This window comes from Streptomyces kryoterrae (assembly GCF_054072135.1).
On record NZ_CM133358.1, the window covers coordinates 7,486,625 to 7,504,429 of the forward strand.

At 70.2% G+C, this 17,805-nt stretch carries 12 protein-coding genes and 1 pseudogene; 9 read left to right on the top strand and 4 right to left on the bottom strand.

The genetic code is table 11. The features are described 5' to 3' along the window. The first annotated feature begins 35 nt into the window (after positions 1-35). A complete protein-coding gene (locus ACW4TU_RS33200; protein ID WP_457419247.1) occupies positions 36-233 on the top strand; it encodes a hypothetical protein in 198 nt (65 codons plus the stop codon). Here ACW4TU_RS33200 and ACW4TU_RS33205 read toward each other — a convergent pair. Next, on the bottom strand, positions 226-1,023 hold the full coding sequence (locus tag ACW4TU_RS33205) for a site-2 protease family protein (protein ID WP_457419249.1): 798 nt from the start codon (positions 1,021-1,023) through the stop codon (positions 226-228). The two genes, ACW4TU_RS33200 and ACW4TU_RS33205, sit on opposite strands and share 8 nt — an antisense overlap. A gap of 213 nt (positions 1,024-1,236) precedes the next feature. On the opposite strand from ACW4TU_RS33205, the gene ACW4TU_RS33210 reads away from it, so the two are divergent. After that, positions 1,237-4,677, top strand: a complete 3,441-nt coding sequence (locus tag ACW4TU_RS33210) for an AfsR/SARP family transcriptional regulator (protein WP_457419251.1) — start codon at positions 1,237-1,239, stop codon at positions 4,675-4,677. 62 nt (positions 4,678-4,739) lie between these two features. Here ACW4TU_RS33210 and ACW4TU_RS33215 read toward each other — a convergent pair whose 3' ends face one another. Then, positions 4,740-5,561, bottom strand: coding sequence for an ABC transporter permease (locus ACW4TU_RS33215; RefSeq protein ID WP_457419253.1), 822 nt, complete (start codon positions 5,559-5,561; stop codon positions 4,740-4,742). Beyond that, entirely contained in the window at positions 5,558-6,592 is a 1,035-nt protein-coding gene (locus ACW4TU_RS33220) for an ATP-binding cassette domain-containing protein (RefSeq protein WP_457419255.1), read from the bottom strand. The genes ACW4TU_RS33215 and ACW4TU_RS33220 overlap by 4 nt, the downstream gene beginning before the upstream one ends. A gap of 154 nt (positions 6,593-6,746) precedes the next feature. Between ACW4TU_RS33220 and ACW4TU_RS33225 the strand changes: the two genes are divergently transcribed. The 5 genes and pseudogenes from ACW4TU_RS33225 (at position 6,747) to ACW4TU_RS33245 (ending at position 13,881) form a co-directional block, all read left to right on the top strand. Next, complete coding sequence (locus ACW4TU_RS33225) at positions 6,747-10,421, top strand: LamG-like jellyroll fold domain-containing protein (RefSeq protein WP_457419257.1); 3,675 nt, start codon at positions 6,747-6,749, stop codon at positions 10,419-10,421. A 212-nt stretch (positions 10,422-10,633) separates the two neighbouring features. Continuing rightward, positions 10,634-10,828, top strand: a pseudogene (locus tag ACW4TU_RS33230) (ISL3 family transposase); the annotation flags it as partial. Between the two features lie 404 nt (positions 10,829-11,232). After that, positions 11,233-11,862 carry an ISL3 family transposase gene (locus tag ACW4TU_RS33235; protein ID WP_457419259.1) on the top strand — a complete coding sequence of 210 codons (630 nt, stop codon included), beginning with the start codon at positions 11,233-11,235 and terminating at the stop codon, positions 11,860-11,862. Between the two features lie 301 nt (positions 11,863-12,163). Beyond that, positions 12,164-12,838, top strand: coding sequence for an RNA polymerase sigma factor (locus tag ACW4TU_RS33240; RefSeq protein WP_457419261.1), 675 nt, complete (start codon positions 12,164-12,166; stop codon positions 12,836-12,838). After that, on the top strand, positions 12,835-13,881 hold the full coding sequence (locus ACW4TU_RS33245; protein WP_457419263.1) for a CU044_5270 family protein: 1,047 nt from the start codon (positions 12,835-12,837) through the stop codon (positions 13,879-13,881). The genes ACW4TU_RS33240 and ACW4TU_RS33245 overlap by 4 nt, the downstream gene beginning before the upstream one ends. 450 nt (positions 13,882-14,331) lie before the next feature. On the opposite strand, the gene panB is transcribed toward ACW4TU_RS33245, so the two are convergent. Next, a complete protein-coding gene (gene panB / locus ACW4TU_RS33250; protein WP_457419265.1) occupies positions 14,332-15,207 on the bottom strand; it encodes a 3-methyl-2-oxobutanoate hydroxymethyltransferase in 876 nt (291 codons plus the stop codon). 240 nt (positions 15,208-15,447) lie between these two features. Between panB and ACW4TU_RS33255 the strand changes: the two genes are divergently transcribed. Next, on the top strand, positions 15,448-17,046 hold the full coding sequence (locus ACW4TU_RS33255) for an MFS transporter (RefSeq protein WP_457419267.1): 1,599 nt from the start codon (positions 15,448-15,450) through the stop codon (positions 17,044-17,046). A gap of 69 nt (positions 17,047-17,115) precedes the next feature. Beyond that, the gene (locus tag ACW4TU_RS33260; RefSeq protein ID WP_457419269.1) at positions 17,116-17,733 is read left to right on the top strand and encodes a TetR/AcrR family transcriptional regulator; all 618 of its coding nucleotides are present in this window, start codon (positions 17,116-17,118) and stop codon (positions 17,731-17,733) included. The last annotated feature ends 72 nt before the right edge of the window (positions 17,734-17,805 follow it).

The following is a 17,805-nucleotide window of genomic DNA, read 5'->3' on the forward strand; positions in this document are numbered from 1 at the left end:
TCCCCCGACCGGCGTCCCCGACAGGAGCCCACCCCATGCCCCGCCTCGCCCTCTACGCCCTGATCGTCTGCCTGCTGGCCGTGGCAGCCGCCGTCGTGTCCTTCGTCCAGAGCAACCTGCTGGGGATCGTGTGGGTACTGCTGGCCGGGCTGTCGTCCAACATGTGCTGGTACTACGCCCGGCGCGCCCGGTCCGCCGACCCCCGGTCCGCAGGCCCCCGCTCCGTCAGTTGACCGAGCAGAACTCGCTCGTCCCCTGCCAGAAGCGGTACAGCGACTGACCGCAGTACGTCTCGAACTCGCCGATCCCCAGACCGCGCAGCACCGTGTCGATCACGTCGAAGAACGCGCCGTTCACGGACGGGATCCACAGCACCGCGAACACGAACAGCAGGCCGAACGGCGCGAACGGCTCCACCTGGCGCTTGATCTTGTACGACAGCCAGGGCTCGATGACCCCGTAGCCGTCAAGGCCGGGCACCGGCAGGGAGTTCAGGATGGCCGCCGTGACCTGGAGCAGGGCCAGGAAGGCGAGCGCGAACCGGAACTCCGTGGGCACGCCGTCCAGCGCGCCCAGCCAGAACGGCGCCGCGCACACCGCCGCGAACAGGACGTTCGTCAGCGGACCGGCGGCCGAGACCAGACTGTGCTTCCAGCGGCCGTGGATACGGTTCCGCTCGATGAAGACGGCGCCGCCCGGCAGCCCGATCCCGCCCATGATCACGAAGATCACCGGCAGCACGATGCTGAGCAGGGCGTGCGTGTAGGCGAGCGGGTTGAGGCTCAGATACCCCTTGGCCCCCACGGTGATGTCGCCCCCGTGCAACGCGGTGCGCGCGTGCGCGTACTCGTGCAGACACAGGGACACGATCCACGCGGCCGTCACGAACAGGAACACGGCGACACCGGGCTGTTCGGCGAACCCGGTCCAGGTGGCCCAGCCCGTGACCGCCGTGACGGCCAGAATCCCGAGGAAGACGGGGCTGATCCGCCGGTCGCTGGTGCGGGTGGTGGCGGTGGTCATGGGGCGGGACTCCTGAGGGGACTCGGCGGGAAACGCCGTACGCGGCTGGTGCGGGCGGGTCGACGGTACCCGTGCTCTGTGAAGAACGCCTCACCCAGGGTCGGAGGTTCCTGGAGGTTCCCGGAGATCCTGGACTTCTCCCTGTTCGCCTCCCTGTTCACGCGCGCCTAAACCCATGCGCGCCGCGGAGCTGTCCCCGGAGAGAATGGGCCCGTGCGCTATCGCATCCTCGGCACCACCCAGGCATTCCGTCCCGACGGCACCTTCGTCCCGGTCGGCGGTGCGCGGCTGCGCGCCCTGCTGACCGTGTTCGCCCTGCGGCCCGGCCGGACCGTCCCCGCGGGCGTCCTGGTGGGGGAGGTGTGGAACGGGGACGCGCCCGCCGACGCGCCGGCCGCGCTGCAGGCGCTGGTCGGCCGGCTGCGCCGTGCGCTCGGCCCGGACACCATCGCCTCGGCCGAGGGCGGCTACCGGCTGTGCGCCGCGCCGGACGACGTCGACCTGCACCGTTTCGGGCGGCTCGCCGACGAGGGCACGCGCGCGCTGGCCGACGGCGACCCCGCCAAGGCCGCCGTCGTCCTCGACGACGCCCTCGCCCTGTGGCACGGCCCGGCCCTCGCCGACCTCCCCGACCGCACCGCCGAGGCGGCCCGCTGGGAGACCCGGCGCCTGGACACACGTCGCGCCCGCCTCAGCGCCGCGCTGGCCCTGGGCGGCGCGGAACAGTCGCTGCCCGAACTCACCGCCCTGTGCGACAGCCACCCCCTGGACGAGCCCCTCCAGGCCCTCCGCCTGCGCGCCCTGCGCGACGCCGGCCGCCCGGCCCAGGCGCTGGCCGCGTACGAGGAGGTACGCCGGCTGCTGGCGGACCGGCTCGGCGCCGACCCGGGCCCCGAACTACGGCTGCTGCACACGGAGTTGCTGAATCCGGACGGCACACTCGAAGGCGCACGGGGCCCGACTGCCCCTGCCTTCGGCGGCGCCGCCACGAACCCTGCGGGCGCGGCTCCCGCAGGGGGCGGCCCGACCCTCCGTTCGCCCCGGCCTGTCGCTTTCCGCACCCCGCACCAGGCTTCGCCCCCACCCCCGCCTCCGGGCAATCTGCGCGCCCGCCTCACCTCCTTCGTGGGCCGGGAGGCGGACATCGAGGCCATCCGGGGGGACATCGCGACGGCCCGGCTGGTGACGTTGCTCGGGCCCGGCGGGGCCGGTAAGACACGACTGTCGCAGGAGGCCGCCGAAGCCGTGCGGGACGGCACAGGAGACCGGACGTGGGGCGGTACCCGGGACCGGACGCGGGACGTCGCGCCGGACGGGGTGTGGCTGGCCGAACTCGCGCCCGTCGTCGACCCGGACGCCGTACCCGAAGCCGTACTCACCGCCGTCGGCGCCCGCGAGACCGTGCTGCGCGGAGCCGGCGCCGAGGAACTGCGCGCCGCCTCCGCCGAACGCCACGACGACCCCCTCGTACGCCTCACCGAGCACTGCGCGAACCGGCGGATGCTGATCCTCCTCGACAACTGCGAGCACGTCGTCGACGCCGCCGCGCAGCTCGTCGCGGAGCTGCTGGCGCGCTGCCCGGGCGTCACCGTCCTCGCCACCAGCCGTGAACCCCTGGGCGTACCGGGGGAGTTGGTGCGTCCGGTCGAACCGCTGCCCGAGCCCGTCGCGCTCCGGCTGCTCGCCGACCGTGGGGCAGCCGCCCGGCCCGGGTTCCGGGTCGAGGACGATCCGGAGGCCGCCGCCGAGATCTGCCGGCGGCTCGACGGACTGCCCCTCGCCATCGAACTGGCCGCCGCCCGGCTGCGGATGCTGTCGCTGCGGCAGATCGCCGACCGGCTCGACAACCGTTTCCGGCTGCTCACCTCCGGCAGCCGTACCGTCCTGCCCCGCCAGCAGACCCTGCGAGCTGTCGTCGACTGGTCCTGGGACCTGCTCGACACGGACGAACGGGACGTCCTGCGGCGGCTGTCCGTCTTCGCGGGCGGCTGCGACCTCCCCGCCGCCGAGGCGGTGTGCGGCCCCGTCGCACTCGAGGCACTCGGCTCGCTGGTCGACAAGTCCCTTGTCGTGGCCGCCCCTTCGGACGAGAACGGTGTGGGCGCGATGCGCTACCGGCTCCTGGAGACCGTCGCCGAGTACGCCGGTGAGCGCCTCGACGAGGCGGGTGTCCGCCCCGAAGCGGAGCGCGCGCACCTCACGTACTTCCGCGAACTCGCCCGCACCACCGACCCGTTGCTGCGCGGATCCGGCCAGCTCGCCGCGCTCGACGTGTTCCAGCGGGAGAGCGAGAACATCCGCGCCGCCCTCCGCCACGCCGTCACCGCGCGCGACGAACAGGAGGCGCTCTGCCTCGTCCTGTCGATCTCCTGGTACTGCCAGATGCGCGATCTGCGTCTCGCCGGCCGCAACTGGTCCCGTGAGGTCATGAACCTCGGCCCCGACCCCTTCGCCCTTCCGATCCGCCCGGCCCAGCCCGTGTGGGAGCGCTGCACGAACACCGCGCCCCCCTGGCGCGGCGAACTCCTCGAAGAGGCCCGGCGCGGCGTCCACCTCATCCATCTCGCCTCCATGGACATGGAGTTGGAGGCCTGGCAGACGCCGGAGGCCCGACAGAAACTGCGCGCCATCACCCAGGTCTACGAACCCGGCGCCCCGCAGACCTGCCGCTACCCCGGCCTCCTCTGGTTCTTCGCCGTCATGCTCACCCGCGACATGGAGCGGCTCAGCGTCATCGCCGGCGAGTCCGTGCGCACCTGCCGCGACGCTGCCCCCGGCTACGAGTGGGAACTCGCCGCCTGTCTGCAGCTGCGCGCCAACATCCTCGCCAACCGCAGCGACTGGGCCGGGGACGCGACCCGCGACGCCGACGAGTCGCTGGAGATCTTCCTGCGCCTCGGCGACTCCTGGGGCGCCGCCGAGGCGCTCTCCGCACGCGGCGAGGCCCATGAACGCAAGGCCGAGTACGCCGCCGCCGCCACCGACTTCCAGGACGCGATAGAACTGGCCGAACAACTCGGCGCCCGCTCCCAGAAGACCGTGCTCGCCGCCCGCCTCGGCAACGTGTTTCTGGAGGCGGGCCGGAACGAAGAGGGCGAACAGCTGCTGCGCGAGGTGATCGAGCAGTCGGACGGGATGGTCAACGAGGCCATGCCCGCCGCCCGGCTCTTCCTCGCGGCCTGGCTCGGCATCACCGACCGGGTCCCGGAGGCACGCGAGCAACTACGGCTGCTGCGAGCGGAGTTCAGAGCCTCCTCGTTCGTCGTCTTCGACGCGTTCATCCTCGGTGGGGAGTCCTGGCTGGACGTCGTGGAAGGACGCTACGAGCAGGCCCTCGTCAAGGCGCGACAGGCGGTGACCCGCGCCGACGACGAGCTGTCCCGCGCCATCGCCCCCCATCTGCGCTCCACCTTCCTGACCACCGGCGCCGCCGCCCTCGTCGGCCTCGACCCCGGCCGCGCCCACGACGCCGCCCGCTGCCTGGGCGCCGCCGACGCCCTGCTGCCGCCCGGCCATGTCCGCGGACACATGGAGCGCGAGGTCCGCGCCCGCTCCGTCCGCGCGGTCCGTGACGTGCTCGGCGACGAGGCGTACGAGGCCGCGTACGCGGAGGGCGGCCGACTCTCCGCGGGGGAGGCGACCGCCCTCATCTGACACCTGATGCACCTGATCCATCTGATGTATTTAATGCACCTGATGTATCTGATGCCCGGTTCTCAGCTCTTCGTGCGGAACTTGTGGATGGCGACCGGCGCCATCACCGCCGTGATGGCCACCGACCAGCCGATGGTCACCCACAGGTCGTGCGCGACCGGGCCGCCCACCATCAGTCCGCGCGCCGCGTCCGCGAGCGTGGACAACGGGTTGTAGTCCGTGAACGCCTGCAGCCAGCCCGGCATCGACTGCGTCGGGGCGAAGATCGACGAACCGAACTGGAGCGGGAACAGCACCAGGAAGCCCATCGCCTGCACGGACTGCGCGCTCTTCATGATCACGCCCAGGGTGAGGAACACCCACATGATCGACGAGGCGAACAGGGTGGACAGGCCCACGGCCGCGAACAGTCCCACCCAGTGGTCGATGTCGAAGCCGACCAGAACGGCGACGATCATCAGCACGGTGGTCGCGAACAGCATCCGGATCAGCTCGACCGAGATCTTCGCGAACAGCACCGAGCCGCGCCCGATCGGCAGGGACCGGAAGCGGTCCATGACACCGGAGTTGAAGTCCTGGCTGAACCCGGTGCCGACGCCCTGGGACAGGGTCATGCTCATCATCGCGATCATGCCGGGGATGACGTACTGCACGTACCCGTCCTGCCCGCCGCCCAGGGCCTGCCCGATCGAGCCGCCGAAGACGAACACGAACAGCAGGGTGAAGATGATCGGCATCAGCAGCGCGTCGGCCATCGACTCCGGGTCCTGCCGGATCCACAGCAGGTTGCGGCGGACGAGGGCGCCGGTGTGGCGCAGATGGCCGCGCAGCGGAATACGGCCGTCGCCCTGGATGTCGTTCACGGTTGTGGTCGCGGTGCTCATACGGCGACCTCCTCTCGGATGTCGGCGGGGGTGCCGGCGTCGTCCTGCGGGGCACCGGCACGATGACCGGTGAGGGACAGGAACACCTCGTCCAGGCTGGGCAGTTCGGTGGAGATCGAGGCGATGGTGATACCGCGCGCGACGACCGCGCCGGTCACGGCGGTGAGTTGCTCGTCGCTCAGGATCGGCACCAGGACGCTGCCGGTCTCGGTGTCCACGGTCGTGGTGGCGAGCCCGGTGATGCCGAGGTCGTCGAGGTCGCGGGCGAGCGGGCGCAGTTGCAGGGGGTCGGCCGGCCGGATCCGCAGGGTACGGCCGCCGACCTTCGCCTTCAGCGCGTCGATGGCACCGCCGGCGACGACCTTCCCCCGGTCGATGACGGCCAGCTCGGAGGCGAGGTGTTCGGCCTCCTCCATGTACTGGGTGGTCAGCAGCACGGTCACCCCGTCGCCGACCATCCGCTTGACCTCGGTCCACACCTCCTTGCGGGTACGGGGGTCGAGGCCGGTGGTGGGCTCGTCGAGGAAGAGGACCTGGGGCCGGCCGATCATCGACGCGGCCAGGTCCAGCCGCCGCCGCATACCGCCGGAGTACGTGCTCGCCGGCCGCTTGGCCGCGTCGGTGAGCGAGAACCGCTCCAGCAGTTCGTCGGCCCGGGCGCGGGCGTCCTTGCGGGGCAGGTCGAGGAGCCGCCCGATCATGTACAGGTTCTCCCACCCCGGGAGCTTCTCGTCCACGGAGGCGTACTGCCCGGTGAGACCGATCACCCGCCGCAGCTGCCGGGGCTGGCGCAGGACGTCGTACCCGGCGACGGTCGCGTGCCCCGAGTCGGGCCGCAGCAGGGTGGAGAGGATGCGTACGAGGGTGGTCTTGCCGGCGCCGTTGGGTCCGAGCACACCGAGTACGGTGCCTTCCCGGACGTCCAGGTCGACGCCGTCCAGCGCCTTGGTCTCGCCGTAGTGCTTGACCAGCCCCCGCACGGAAACGGCATGTGTGACCCCGTCGGCGGGGCGGTTGTCGATTCGCGTCATGAACCGAACCTGTCACCCCCCACCGACAAACCACCGACAGACCACCGACAGCCGATATCGGGTCGGGATCCCACCACCGAACCGGTGTTGTCCCGTCGGCAGGCGAAAAAGAACTCATGAGCGATAAAGGCAAGTTGATCCGTACGCTTGCGCGGTGAAAACGATCTCAGGAAGCTCAGCGGATCCGGCCGCCCGTCCTGCTCCGGCCGCCCCACGCCGGGGCCGGCCACGGTGGCGCTCCACTCTTCTCTCCTTCGGCCTCGCTCTGGGCCTGGCGGGAGGTCTCGGTGCGGCGCCCCAGGCAGTGGCGGCCGGCGTCGCCAACTCCTCGGCCGTCTCCTCCATCGGCAGCATGCCGCAGCAGATCCTCTTCCAGGCCGGAACGGGCGGCTACGGCTGCTACCGAATACCCGCGCTGGTCCGTACGGGAGACGGCTCGCTCCTCGCCTTCGCCGAGGGCCGCAAGACGCAGTCCTGCGGCGACCGCGGCGACAACGACATCGTCGTGCGGAGGTCCACCAACGACGGCCGCACCTGGGGGCCGATCAAGGTGGTCGCCAGCGGCGCCACCGCGCGCGGAGCCTACGGAACCGGCGCGGTCCCGGCCGGAGTCGAGGCCGGATCGCCGGTCACCCGGACCAATCCCGCGCCGGTGGTCGACGCGGTCAACCACCGCGTCTACCTGCTCTCCACCTCCAACCCGGTCAACTTCAGCTATCCCCGGATCCCTTGGGTGCAGGAAAGCATCGACGACGGGCTCACCTGGAGCGCTCCCACCGCGCTGAACGTCAGCCTCGCCCCCTCTCCCATCGTGCCGCACTGGTTCGCGACCGGCCCCGGCCACGGTGTGCAGCTCACCCAAGGGGCGCACAAGAACCGGCTCGTCGTAGGTGCCCACCAGGAGTCCGGGGGCAGCGTCTACGCCGGCTACCTCTACCTCGACCCGGGTCCCGGGACTCCGGCGTGGAAAGCCGCGCCGGCCGAGCCCTCGACCGCGGCCGGTGTGAAGCCCTCTGAGGTGAGCGTGACCGAGGTGGCAGGCGGCGAGGTCTTTCTGGCGGCTCGCAACGAAGGCGTCGCCGGTGAGCACAGGCTCAGTTACACCACTCAGGGAATGCCCCCGGGCGACGATGTCCCGAAGGTCGACTTCACCGACGGTCCCGTGCCGTCGCCCGGCGACATCCAGGGCTCGGTCCTGACGGTGCAGCAGGCGGACGCCTCCAAGAACTTGAAGGAGGAAGTCCTGCTGTCCGCCCCGGCCAACCTGCCCGCGAAGACCGCGATGACCATCTGGTCGCGCTGCGCAGGCACCTGGAGCCCCACCGCGAAGGTGGTCAGCCCCGCCCCCGACCGGGCGGGCTACTCCGACCTGGCCCTGATGGCGGACAACGAGATCGGCCTGCTCTACGAGGGCGGGGCGAACTACTCCGCCAACGAGATCCGCTTCACCCGTTTCTCCCAGGTGCAACTCGCCACCGGTTGCAACGCGTCACCGCCCCCGAGTACGTCGGCGCAGGCGGTCCCCGCCCTCGCCCCCACCACTCCGGACGCCTCGCCGCAGGCGAACGACGGCTACCTCGGCTCCACCGGGGCGACCCTGAGCAGCACCGACCCGCTTCGTGAGAATGACACCACCCGGACCAACAACAACCTCGCCCTCACCGCGGGCGGCTACGCCGAGGTTCCGTACGCCCGGTCGCTGCGCACGGGGACAGGTGACTTCACCTACTCGATGTGGTTCAAGTACCTGGCGCAGGATCCCGCCACCGAGCCCGACCACATCCTGTTCTGGTCCAACGCCACCGGAACCGCGGTACCGCAGGTCTGGCTCAGAACCCAGCGCAAGAGCAACCGTCTGTACGCCTGGGCACAGAGCAGCGGCACCGCAGACCAGGCCAGCGCGACTCTCGAGGACAAGGAATGCGGCTGTGCCTTCGGCGACGACAAATGGCACTTCGTCACGGTCACCCGGACCGGAAGCCAGGTCAACGTCCAGGTAGACAGCCGTGACGTCGGGACACCGGCCGGTGCCGTCACCGGTGACGTCTCCAGCGCCCCCACCGGCGGCCCCCTCGGTATCCGGATCGGCGCCAGGCCCGTAGACGCCTCCAGTTCCTTCGTCGGGAAGATCGACGAGTTCCGCCTGTACCGCGGTGCGCTGACCTCCGCCCAGCGGGCCTCGCTGGCCACCCCCGACACCAGCCGCGACAAGGTGAGCGGGTCCACCGACCCGGCGGCGGACGCCGCCGCCAACGCCAACCTCGTGGTGCGCCTGCCCTTCCAGGCCCTGGACCAGACCACCGCGGTGAGCACCACGAACATCGCGGGTACCGACGACGAGTCCGGCAACTGCACCGACGGCACCCTCCTGGGCACCAGAGCCGTAACGAGTGGCAGGTTCACCGATGCGCTGCCGGTGAGTTCCGCACTTCCCGGCGTCACCTCGGAGCTCACGCCGGCGCTGGACGTCGCCGATCGTGATTTCACGTACGCGATGTGGTTCAGGTTCTCCGGCTCCGCCTCGGGCACCAGCCAGCGCGCCCTTCTGTGGGCCTACGGGCCCAACGGGACGAGATCGGCACAACTCTGGGTCCAGGCGATGTACAAGGCCAACGGGAAAACGACGCTGCTGGCCGCGGTCCAGCCGGACACGGGCCCCGCCGTGACCGTGGAGACCGATGCCAACGGGCAGGACTTCGGCGACGGACAGTGGCACCTGTTCATGCTGCAACGTCACGGCGGTGCCGTTCAGCTCGACGTCTGGGGCGGGGACCCGCCCGTCCTCCAGGCGTCGGTGACCGCCTCCGCCGCTTTGAGCGGTTCTCTCACCGGCACCAAGGCAAGCGGTGTCACCGGCGTCAGGGTGGGGTCCAAGCCCGACGGAACCAAGATCCTCGACGGTGACCTCGACGAGTTCCGCCTCTACGACCACGCCCTCAGCGCCGATGAACGCGGCGCTGTCGCCACGAACGGAGCGAATTCCCCGACATCCGGCATGTCGGTGCGCTGGAGCTTCGACAACAAGTACATGTACTCGATCCCGGCAAACCGGGCCGCCCCCGAGTCCACCCGTGCCACCCCCGATCACTCCGGCTGGTGCAACAACGCGTACGTGCTGAACGGCGGGAGCATCGACACCGCCGGCACGCTCGGCACCGGGCTGCGTCTGGACGGTTCAACCGGAACCGCCGCCCTGGTGCCGTACAGCCCCAGCCTGGCGCTGGCACCCGAGGCGGTGGCACCCTCGACGCAACCGAGCAGGCAGGGCGAGACCTCCGACTTCACCCTCTCGCTGTGGTTCAAGTACTCCGCGACGTCCACCGCCGTGTCGGATCAAGTGCTCTTGTGGGCCTACGGCGCCGGCAGCGCGGAGCGTCAGGTCTGGCTCCGCGCCAGCCCGGTGAACCACGGCATCTACGCCGACGTCGAAACCGGTGCCTCCGGAGCCCGCCTCCTGGCCCTGGACGACGCCTATCCGACCCGGATCGCCTTCGGGGACAACGCGTGGCACCACGTGACCCTGGTCCGCTCCGGCGACTCCCTGACACTCACGGTGGACAACGTGGCCTCCCGGGCCGTCACAGCCGACCTCGGCGACGGCGCCCTGACCGCCGCCGACACCTTCGCGGTCGACGGGTTCCGCCTGGGCAGCAAGCCTGACGGCACCCAGCTCCTGACCGGCTCTCTCGACGAGGTCCGCGTCTACCGGCAGGCTCTCGGCGCCACGGACCTGGCCGCCCTCCAGACACCTGCCAACCCGCCGGCCGCGACCCCCGTGCTCTGGCTCCCCTTCGACACGATCACCGCCCGGAGCTATTCCCGGATGTGACCCCCGCACCACCCACCACGAGGACGCCCCGCCAGAGGTTCTGGCACAGAACTTGGGGAGCGGTCGCGGAGCGTCACCACGGTGTTCGATTGCAAGGGGCCGCTCTCATGTGAGACCGCGTCCGCCTCGCCGCCGGACAGTCTGTAGTGACGCTCCATCAGGTCTCTGCATACCTCCGTGGTTGTCGACTGTGACCAGGGACGGTGCTGGTCATGCAGACCGACTCATCGTTCTGGGACTCGCTGGTGTTCGACGGGATCGACGACGTGGACATCGAGGCGGCGTCCGCCGCCTTCGGCACGGTCGACATCGTGGCGAGAGGCCGGGCGGCCGGCGCGGGGTGTCCGGACCGCGGTCACTCCTCCGACCTGGTGCACGACTCCTACCAGCGCAGGTTGAAGGATCTCCCGATCGGTGGGCAGGGCGTTGTGATCCTGTTGTGGGTCCGGCGCTTCATCTGCGACGCCGCGACCTGTCCGCGCCGGACCTTCGCTGAGTCGTTCCCGCAGCTGACCACCCCATACGCGCGGTTCACTACCAGGCTCAACCACACGCTGGAGCGCATCGGGCTCGCACTGGCCGGACGGGCCGGCGCCCGACTGGCTGCCCAACTATGTCTCGGCGCCGGGCGAATGACACTACTGCGCCGGATCATGGCGCTGCCGGACCCGCAGGTCACCACGCCTCGCGTGCTCGGGGCGGACGATTTCGCCACCCGGCGCGGGCACTCGTACGCCACCGTGATCACGGACGGTGAACGCCACCGGCCCATCGAGGTCCTGCCCGGACGCAAAGCGGCGCCCTTGGCCGCATGGCTCGCGCCGCCCGCTGGCCGGACATGGTCACCGGACGCCGCACCCGCACCAGCCGCCTCGACCTGCACCGGCTCTTCCTGCAACGGCGCATCGATGAGACGAACGGCAAGATCAGCATCATCGAGTTGCGCAAGGAGCTCGCCGACCGCGGCCATCCGGTGCCCTGCGGCAGCCTGCGCGACTGGGCCCGCAGCCGCCTTCAGTGGCCTGATGCACCCACGCCGGCTGCCGCGGCGCCGTCCGTCCGCACCGTCGTCGGCTGGATCACCCGTCACCCCGACACGCTCACCGAGGACGAAGGCAAGCAGCTCAAGGCGGTGCTCGACGCCTGCCCAGAGCTGGAGCGAACTCACGAACTCGTGCGCGACTTCGCGCAGGTACTCGCCCAGCGTACGGGTGCTGACCTGCCGGACCGGATCAGCTCCGCCCGCGACGCGCGACTGCCCGGGATCACCGGCTTCGCCCGCGGACTGATCGCCGACCTCGAAGCCGTGATCGCCGGGCTGACCGTGCACTGGAGCTCCGGGGGCACCGAAGGTGCTGTGAACCGCATCAAGAAGATCAAGAGACAGCTGTACGGTCGTGCCGGATTCGACCTGCTCCGCAAGATGATCCTGCTTCAGTGACCTTCCGCGACCGCTCCCCAGGATGTGGCGCCATCGCAGCCTCATCCCACAGGGCATGTCCATGCTCCGACCGCAAGCCCCCAGGCATGGCCTCCATCCGTCGACAGCCCGGGGCGAGGGCGGCCGTGCCCTCAGTGACGTGGCGGAGTCTGCCCGGCAAGGGCCCCAGGCTCGTCACTGGCGAATGGTCCGAGAAGCCGGAATGGTTGCAGCGGTCCGGTGATGTGCACTGCGGGGTTGGTCCGGCCATGGTGTGACGCGGATCACCGCAGCGCGGTCCTCGCGGCGGACAGGAAGGAGTGTGGAGATTTCACTGCGGGCCCGCGTGCGAGCCGGGGATCCGGATGCGTTCAGGCAACTCTTCGACGAGCACGCTTCGGTGGTCCACCGGCACGCCGTCCGGATGACCGGCAACTGGGTCATGGCCGACGACATCGTGTCGCTGACCTTCCTGGAGGCATGGCGGCTGCGTGAGCGGGTGCTTCCGGGTGACGACAGCCTGCGCCCGTGGCTGCTGGGGATCGCAACCAACGTCACACGCAACACCGCGCGGGCGGCGCGAAGACACCAGGCCGCGCTCATCAGAGTCCCGCCCCCCGAACCCGTGCCGGACTTCGCCGACGAGGTGACACAGCGCCTGGCCGACACCGAGGAACTGGCCGCCGCGCAGAAGGCATTGAGCACGATGCGCCGCGGGGAGCGCGAGGTGTTCACGCTCTGCGTGTGGGAGGGCCTGGACGCCGCCACAGCGGCCGAGGCCCTGGGCGTGGCCGTCGGCACCGTACGGGCCCGGCTCTCGCGCGCGAGGAAACGCCTGCGCAAGCTCACTGAGCTCGAACTCGACGGCGGCACAGGCGGCAATTACGGCGCGGAAGACGCCACCGGGCAGAGCCGAGTGCAACGGCCCGCCACGGTCGGACAGTTACCGGTTAGCCGCCATCAGGCGGCTCGGTCCACGCAGGAGAAGAAGCGATGAACACCAACCCGCGACGACGCGATCAGCCGGTCGACTACCAGGATCTGGCCGAGTTGCTGCCCGCGCCGGGCCGTCCGGTGCTCGCGCAGGACCGCCACCGCGTACTGAGGGAACACCTGATGGAGCAGATCACTCACGAGACCACCCACGAGCAGTCGGGTGCGACGAACCCATCACCGAGCGCATCACCTGGGCCCCCCGCACGCCGACGCCCCGGGCGGCGCCTCGTTCTCGTCGCGGCCCCGCTGGCACTGGCCGCCGCCGTGAGCCTGGGCGTAGTGGCGGTCGACGGCGCACAGGACGGCCGGCGCGACACAGCTGCCGCAGGTGTCACCGCGGACGACCACCGGAAAGCCACGCAGTTGCTGGACCGGATCGCCCTGGCGGCGGCCGACCGCCCGGCGGTCACGGTACGCGGCGACCAGTACATCTACACCAAGTCCCAAGGGTCGGCAGGTGAGTTGGGCGTTGACTTCCGCGATTTCGAAGAGCTCGCGAAGCGCAAGGGGACCTTCAAGGTGGAGGAGTACAAGGGGTCCGTCCGACGAGAGCAATGGGATTCGGTAGACGGCAAGCGGGACGGTTTGAGGAAGGGCGTCGCGCTCAACGACCCGTCCAAGAAGATGGTCATGGACATGAGCGGCGTCGGATACCTGACCTTCCGGCAGCTTCAGGCTCTGCCCACCGATCCCGACGCGCTGCTGAAGAAGCTCTCCGGCGATGCGAAGAATGTGGAAGCGAGCCGCCTCACGGAAGTGGTCGTCGAGAACCTCGGGGCCATCATCGACGACGCCACTCTGCTGCCCGACCTCAGCGCCGCGATCTACCGTGCCATGGCCAAGCTCCCCGACGTGCGCGTCGTGAGTCATGTCAAGGACGCCGCGGGGCGGGAGGGCGTCGGCCTTACGTTCCAGGGCTCCTCAAAGGGCTACGCCTGGGTCTTCGACTCGTCGAGTCTCGTCTACCTTGGAACAACCAAGAGCGCACTCCTGGGAATTGGCGTCGCGGACAAAACGGGTGAGGTGCCGGTCAGCTCATCCTGAGTCAGCCTCGGTGCCGCCGCGCAGCCAGAAGGGCGTCCGCTCCGGCGGACGTCCTTCTGGAGTTCCGGCGGTGCCGAAGGTGCTGTGAACCGCATCAAGAAGATCAAGAGACAGCTGTACGGTCGTGCCGGATTCGACCTGCTCCGCAAGATGATCCTGCTTCAGTGACGCTCCGCGACCGCTCCCCAAGATCTGTGCCAGAACCCCGCCAGAACCCCGGCCGGGCGTCCTCGCCGTGTTTCCCGGCCGTGTCGTCGGCGGCCCGTTCGGGCTTTGACCGATATACCGCCGGAGCCGAGCGACTGCGTCACGGGTAGGGGCGAGGGTGAGGGGGAGGGTGAGGGTGAGGAACAAAAGCCGCAGCCCGCCGATGGGGGAAGTCGGCGGGCTGCTTTCGTACCGCAGTGGCTCTGTGGGATCCGTGAACCCCGTGGTCGGTCGGCCGGACGGTCAGTGCACGGAGTGCTCCTCCGCCGGGAACGTCCCGCCGGTCACGTCCTCCGCGAACGCCTTCGCCGCGCTCCCCATGACCTCACGCAGATTCGCGTACTGCTTGACGAACTTCGGCATCCGCCCCCCGGTCAGCCCCAGCATGTCCGTCCACACCAGCACCTGCGCGTCCGTCTCCGCCCCCGCCCCGATCCCCACCGTGGGGATGTGCAGCGTCCGCGTGACCTCCGCGGCCAGCTCCGCCGGCACCAGCTCCAGGACCACCGCGAACGCCCCCGCGTCCTGCACGGACTTCGCGTCCCGCAGCAACTGCTGGGCGGCCTCCTCGCCGCGCCCCTGGACCCGGTACCCCATGGAGTTCACGGACTGCGGGGTCAGGCCGATGTGGGCCATCACGGGGATGCCGGACTCGACCAGCAGCTCGATCTGGCGGTGCGAGCGCTCGCCGCCCTCCAGCTTGACGGCACCCACCCCCGCCTCCTTCACCAGCCGCGTCGCCGACCGCAGCGCCTGCACCGGGCCCTCCTGGTAGGAACCGAAGGGGAGGTCGCCGACGATCAGCGCCCGGCTCGTACCCCGGACGACCGCCGCCGACAGCATCGTCATCTCGTCGAGGGTCACGGGTACCGTCGACTCGTACCCCAGGTGACAGTTGCCCGCCGAGTCGCCGACCAGCATGACCGGGATACCGGCCTCGTCGAAGACGGACGCGGTCATCGCGTCGTACGCGGTGAGCATGGGCCACTTCTCGCCGCGTTCCTTGGCGGCGGTGATGTCCCGGACCGTGATGCGGCGTGTGCCCTTGCCTCCGTACAGCGCGTTCGTCGCGTGGGTGCTGCCGGCGGAGGCCTGGTGGGCAGGCTGAAGCTGCGTCATGGCAACGGCTCCTTCATCATCTCGAGGCGCCCTGACGGCGTCCCCGGATCACCCCCCATGGTGGCACCTCCCGTCCGGGAACGGCTAGTGGTCGCCCGTGGAGTGGGGCCTGTGTGCTGAACGTCTCGCGCGCGAGAGGACGTGAGACGGCGCGAGAAGAGTGGCGGCCATGCGTAAGGTCTCGGTAAAGTATTTCGATACGAGACGGTCCCGTATCGAAATAGCCCTAGGCTTGCCGCCATGACTACTCCCGCCGGCCCATCCACCCTCGGCCCCCGGATCCCCGAGGCCGTGCACCGGCGACGCTGGGTGATTCTCGGCGTGCTCATGCTCAGCCTGCTGATCGTGGTGCTCGACAACTCCATCCTCAACGTCGCCATCAAGACCATCTCCACCCCCGCCCCGACCGGCCTGGGTGCCACCCAGAGCGAGCTGGAGTGGGCGATCAACGCCTACACCCTCGTCTTCGCCGGACTGCTGTTCACCGCCGGGATCCTCGGCGACCGGCTCGGCCGCAAGAAGGTGCTGCTCGGCGGTCTCGCGGTGTTCGGCCTCGGCTCCGCCTTCGCCGCCTTCGCGGGCTCGCCCACCGAGCTCATCGTGTTCCGGGCCGTGATGGGCCTCGGCGCCGCCTTCGTGATGCCCGCCACCCTCGCCGTCCTGATGAACGTCTTCGAGCGCGAGGAGCAGCCCAAGGCCATCGGCATCTGGGCCGGCGGTGTCGGGCTCGCCATCGCCATCGGGCCGATCACCGGAGGCATCCTCCTCGACCACTTCTGGTGGGGCTCCGTCTTCCTCATCAACGTGCCGATCGTGCTCATCGCCCTGGTCCTGATGACGGTCCTGGTGCCCGACTCCCGCGACCCGAAGCCCGGCCGTGTCGACCCCGTCGGGGTGGTGCTGTCCGTCGTCGGGCTGGTGCTGCTCGTCTACGGCATCATCAAGGGCGGCCAGCTCGCCGACTTCACCGACCCGCAGGTGCTGGCGACCATCGGTGCCGGTCTCGCCGTACTCGTCGGCTTCGTGCTGTTCGAGAAGCGCAGCGACCACCCGTCCATCGACGTGACGTACTTCCGCAACAAGACCTTCTCGGCGGCGATGTCCGTCATCGCGCTCGTCTTCTTCGCGCTGATGGGTGTGACCTTCTTCTCGGTCTTCTACACCCAGAGCGTGCGCGGCTACTCGCCCCTCCAGACCGGTCTGCTGATGCTGCCGCTGGCCGCCGCCCAGCTGCTCTTCGCGCCGCGCGCCCGGCTGGCCGTCGACCGCTTCGGCAACCGGGCCACGACCACCGCCGCGATGCTCCTGATCGCCGCGACCCTGGCCGCGTTCGCGACGTTCGAGACCGACACACCGATCTGGGTGCTGGAGGTCGTCTTCTTCCTCATGGGCACCGGTATGGCGCACATCATGACCCCGACCAGCGTCGTCATCATGCAGGCCCTGCCCCGCGAGAAGGCCGGCTCCGCCTCCGCGCTCAGCAACACCTTCCGCCAGGTCGGCGGCGCTCTCGGCATCGCCGTACTCGGCTCGGTCCTCTCCGCGGCCTACCGCAGTGACATCGAGGACAAGCTCGGCGCGCTGCCCGCCGACGTACGGCACACCGCGGGCGAGTCCATCGAGGCCACCCTCGGCGTCGCCGCCAAGCTCGGCCCCAAGGGCGACGCCCTGATCGCCCCCGCCAACGACGCGTTCCTGCACGCGATGCACCTCACCGCGCTGTGCGGCGCGGGCGTCGCCCTCCTGGGCGCCCTGGTCGTCGCCCTGTGCCTGCCGGGCCGCCCTGCCGCCCCCCAAGAGGGCGAGGAGAAGCCCCAGTTGGCGTCGGCGGACCACTGAGCAGCCTGAGCAGCGGGGGAGAATCAACGCAGGACGCACGACAGAAGGACGAGGAAAGGAGCAGGTCGCGTGAATCTCGCGGACGGCCTGGCCGGCCGGAGCGGCACCCGTGGCCGCCCTCGGAGCGAAGCCGTGGAGCGCTCCATCATCGAGGGCGTGATGCAGCTCCTGGAGGAAGGCGTGCCGCTCGCGGACATCTCCATCGAGCGGGTGGCCCGTACCGCCGGTGTCGGCAAGGCCACCATCTACCGCCGCTGGCCGGGCAAGGAGGAGCTCTTCGTCGACGTCATGCGTGTCATGGAGCCCGCCGACCCGGAACTGCCCGGCACATCGACGCGCGACGACCTGGTCCTCCTGCTGGAGGTGCTGCGCCGGCGCGGACTGGCCAACCGGTCCTCGGCGTTCCTGCACAACGTCCAGGCGCAGATGAAGAGCAGCCCCAAACTCTGGGCCGCGTACCACGCCACCGTCATCGAACCGCGCCGCCTGCTCGGCGCCGAACTCCTGCGCCGCGGCCAGCGGAACGGCGAGGTGCGCCCGGACGTCGACGCCGCGATCCTGTACGACCTCTTTCTCGGCCCCATGCTCCTGCGCGCCGTACTGCGCCCCGAAGGGGACCTGCCGGAGGGTCTCGCCGAGCTGATCGTGGACACGCTGCTGGAAGGTCTGCGGCCGGCCGCCCCGTAATCGGGAATTCGTACGCCTGTCGGGCCGGCCGACGCTCGACTGTGCGCGTTTCGTCACAGAGGACCATCTTGT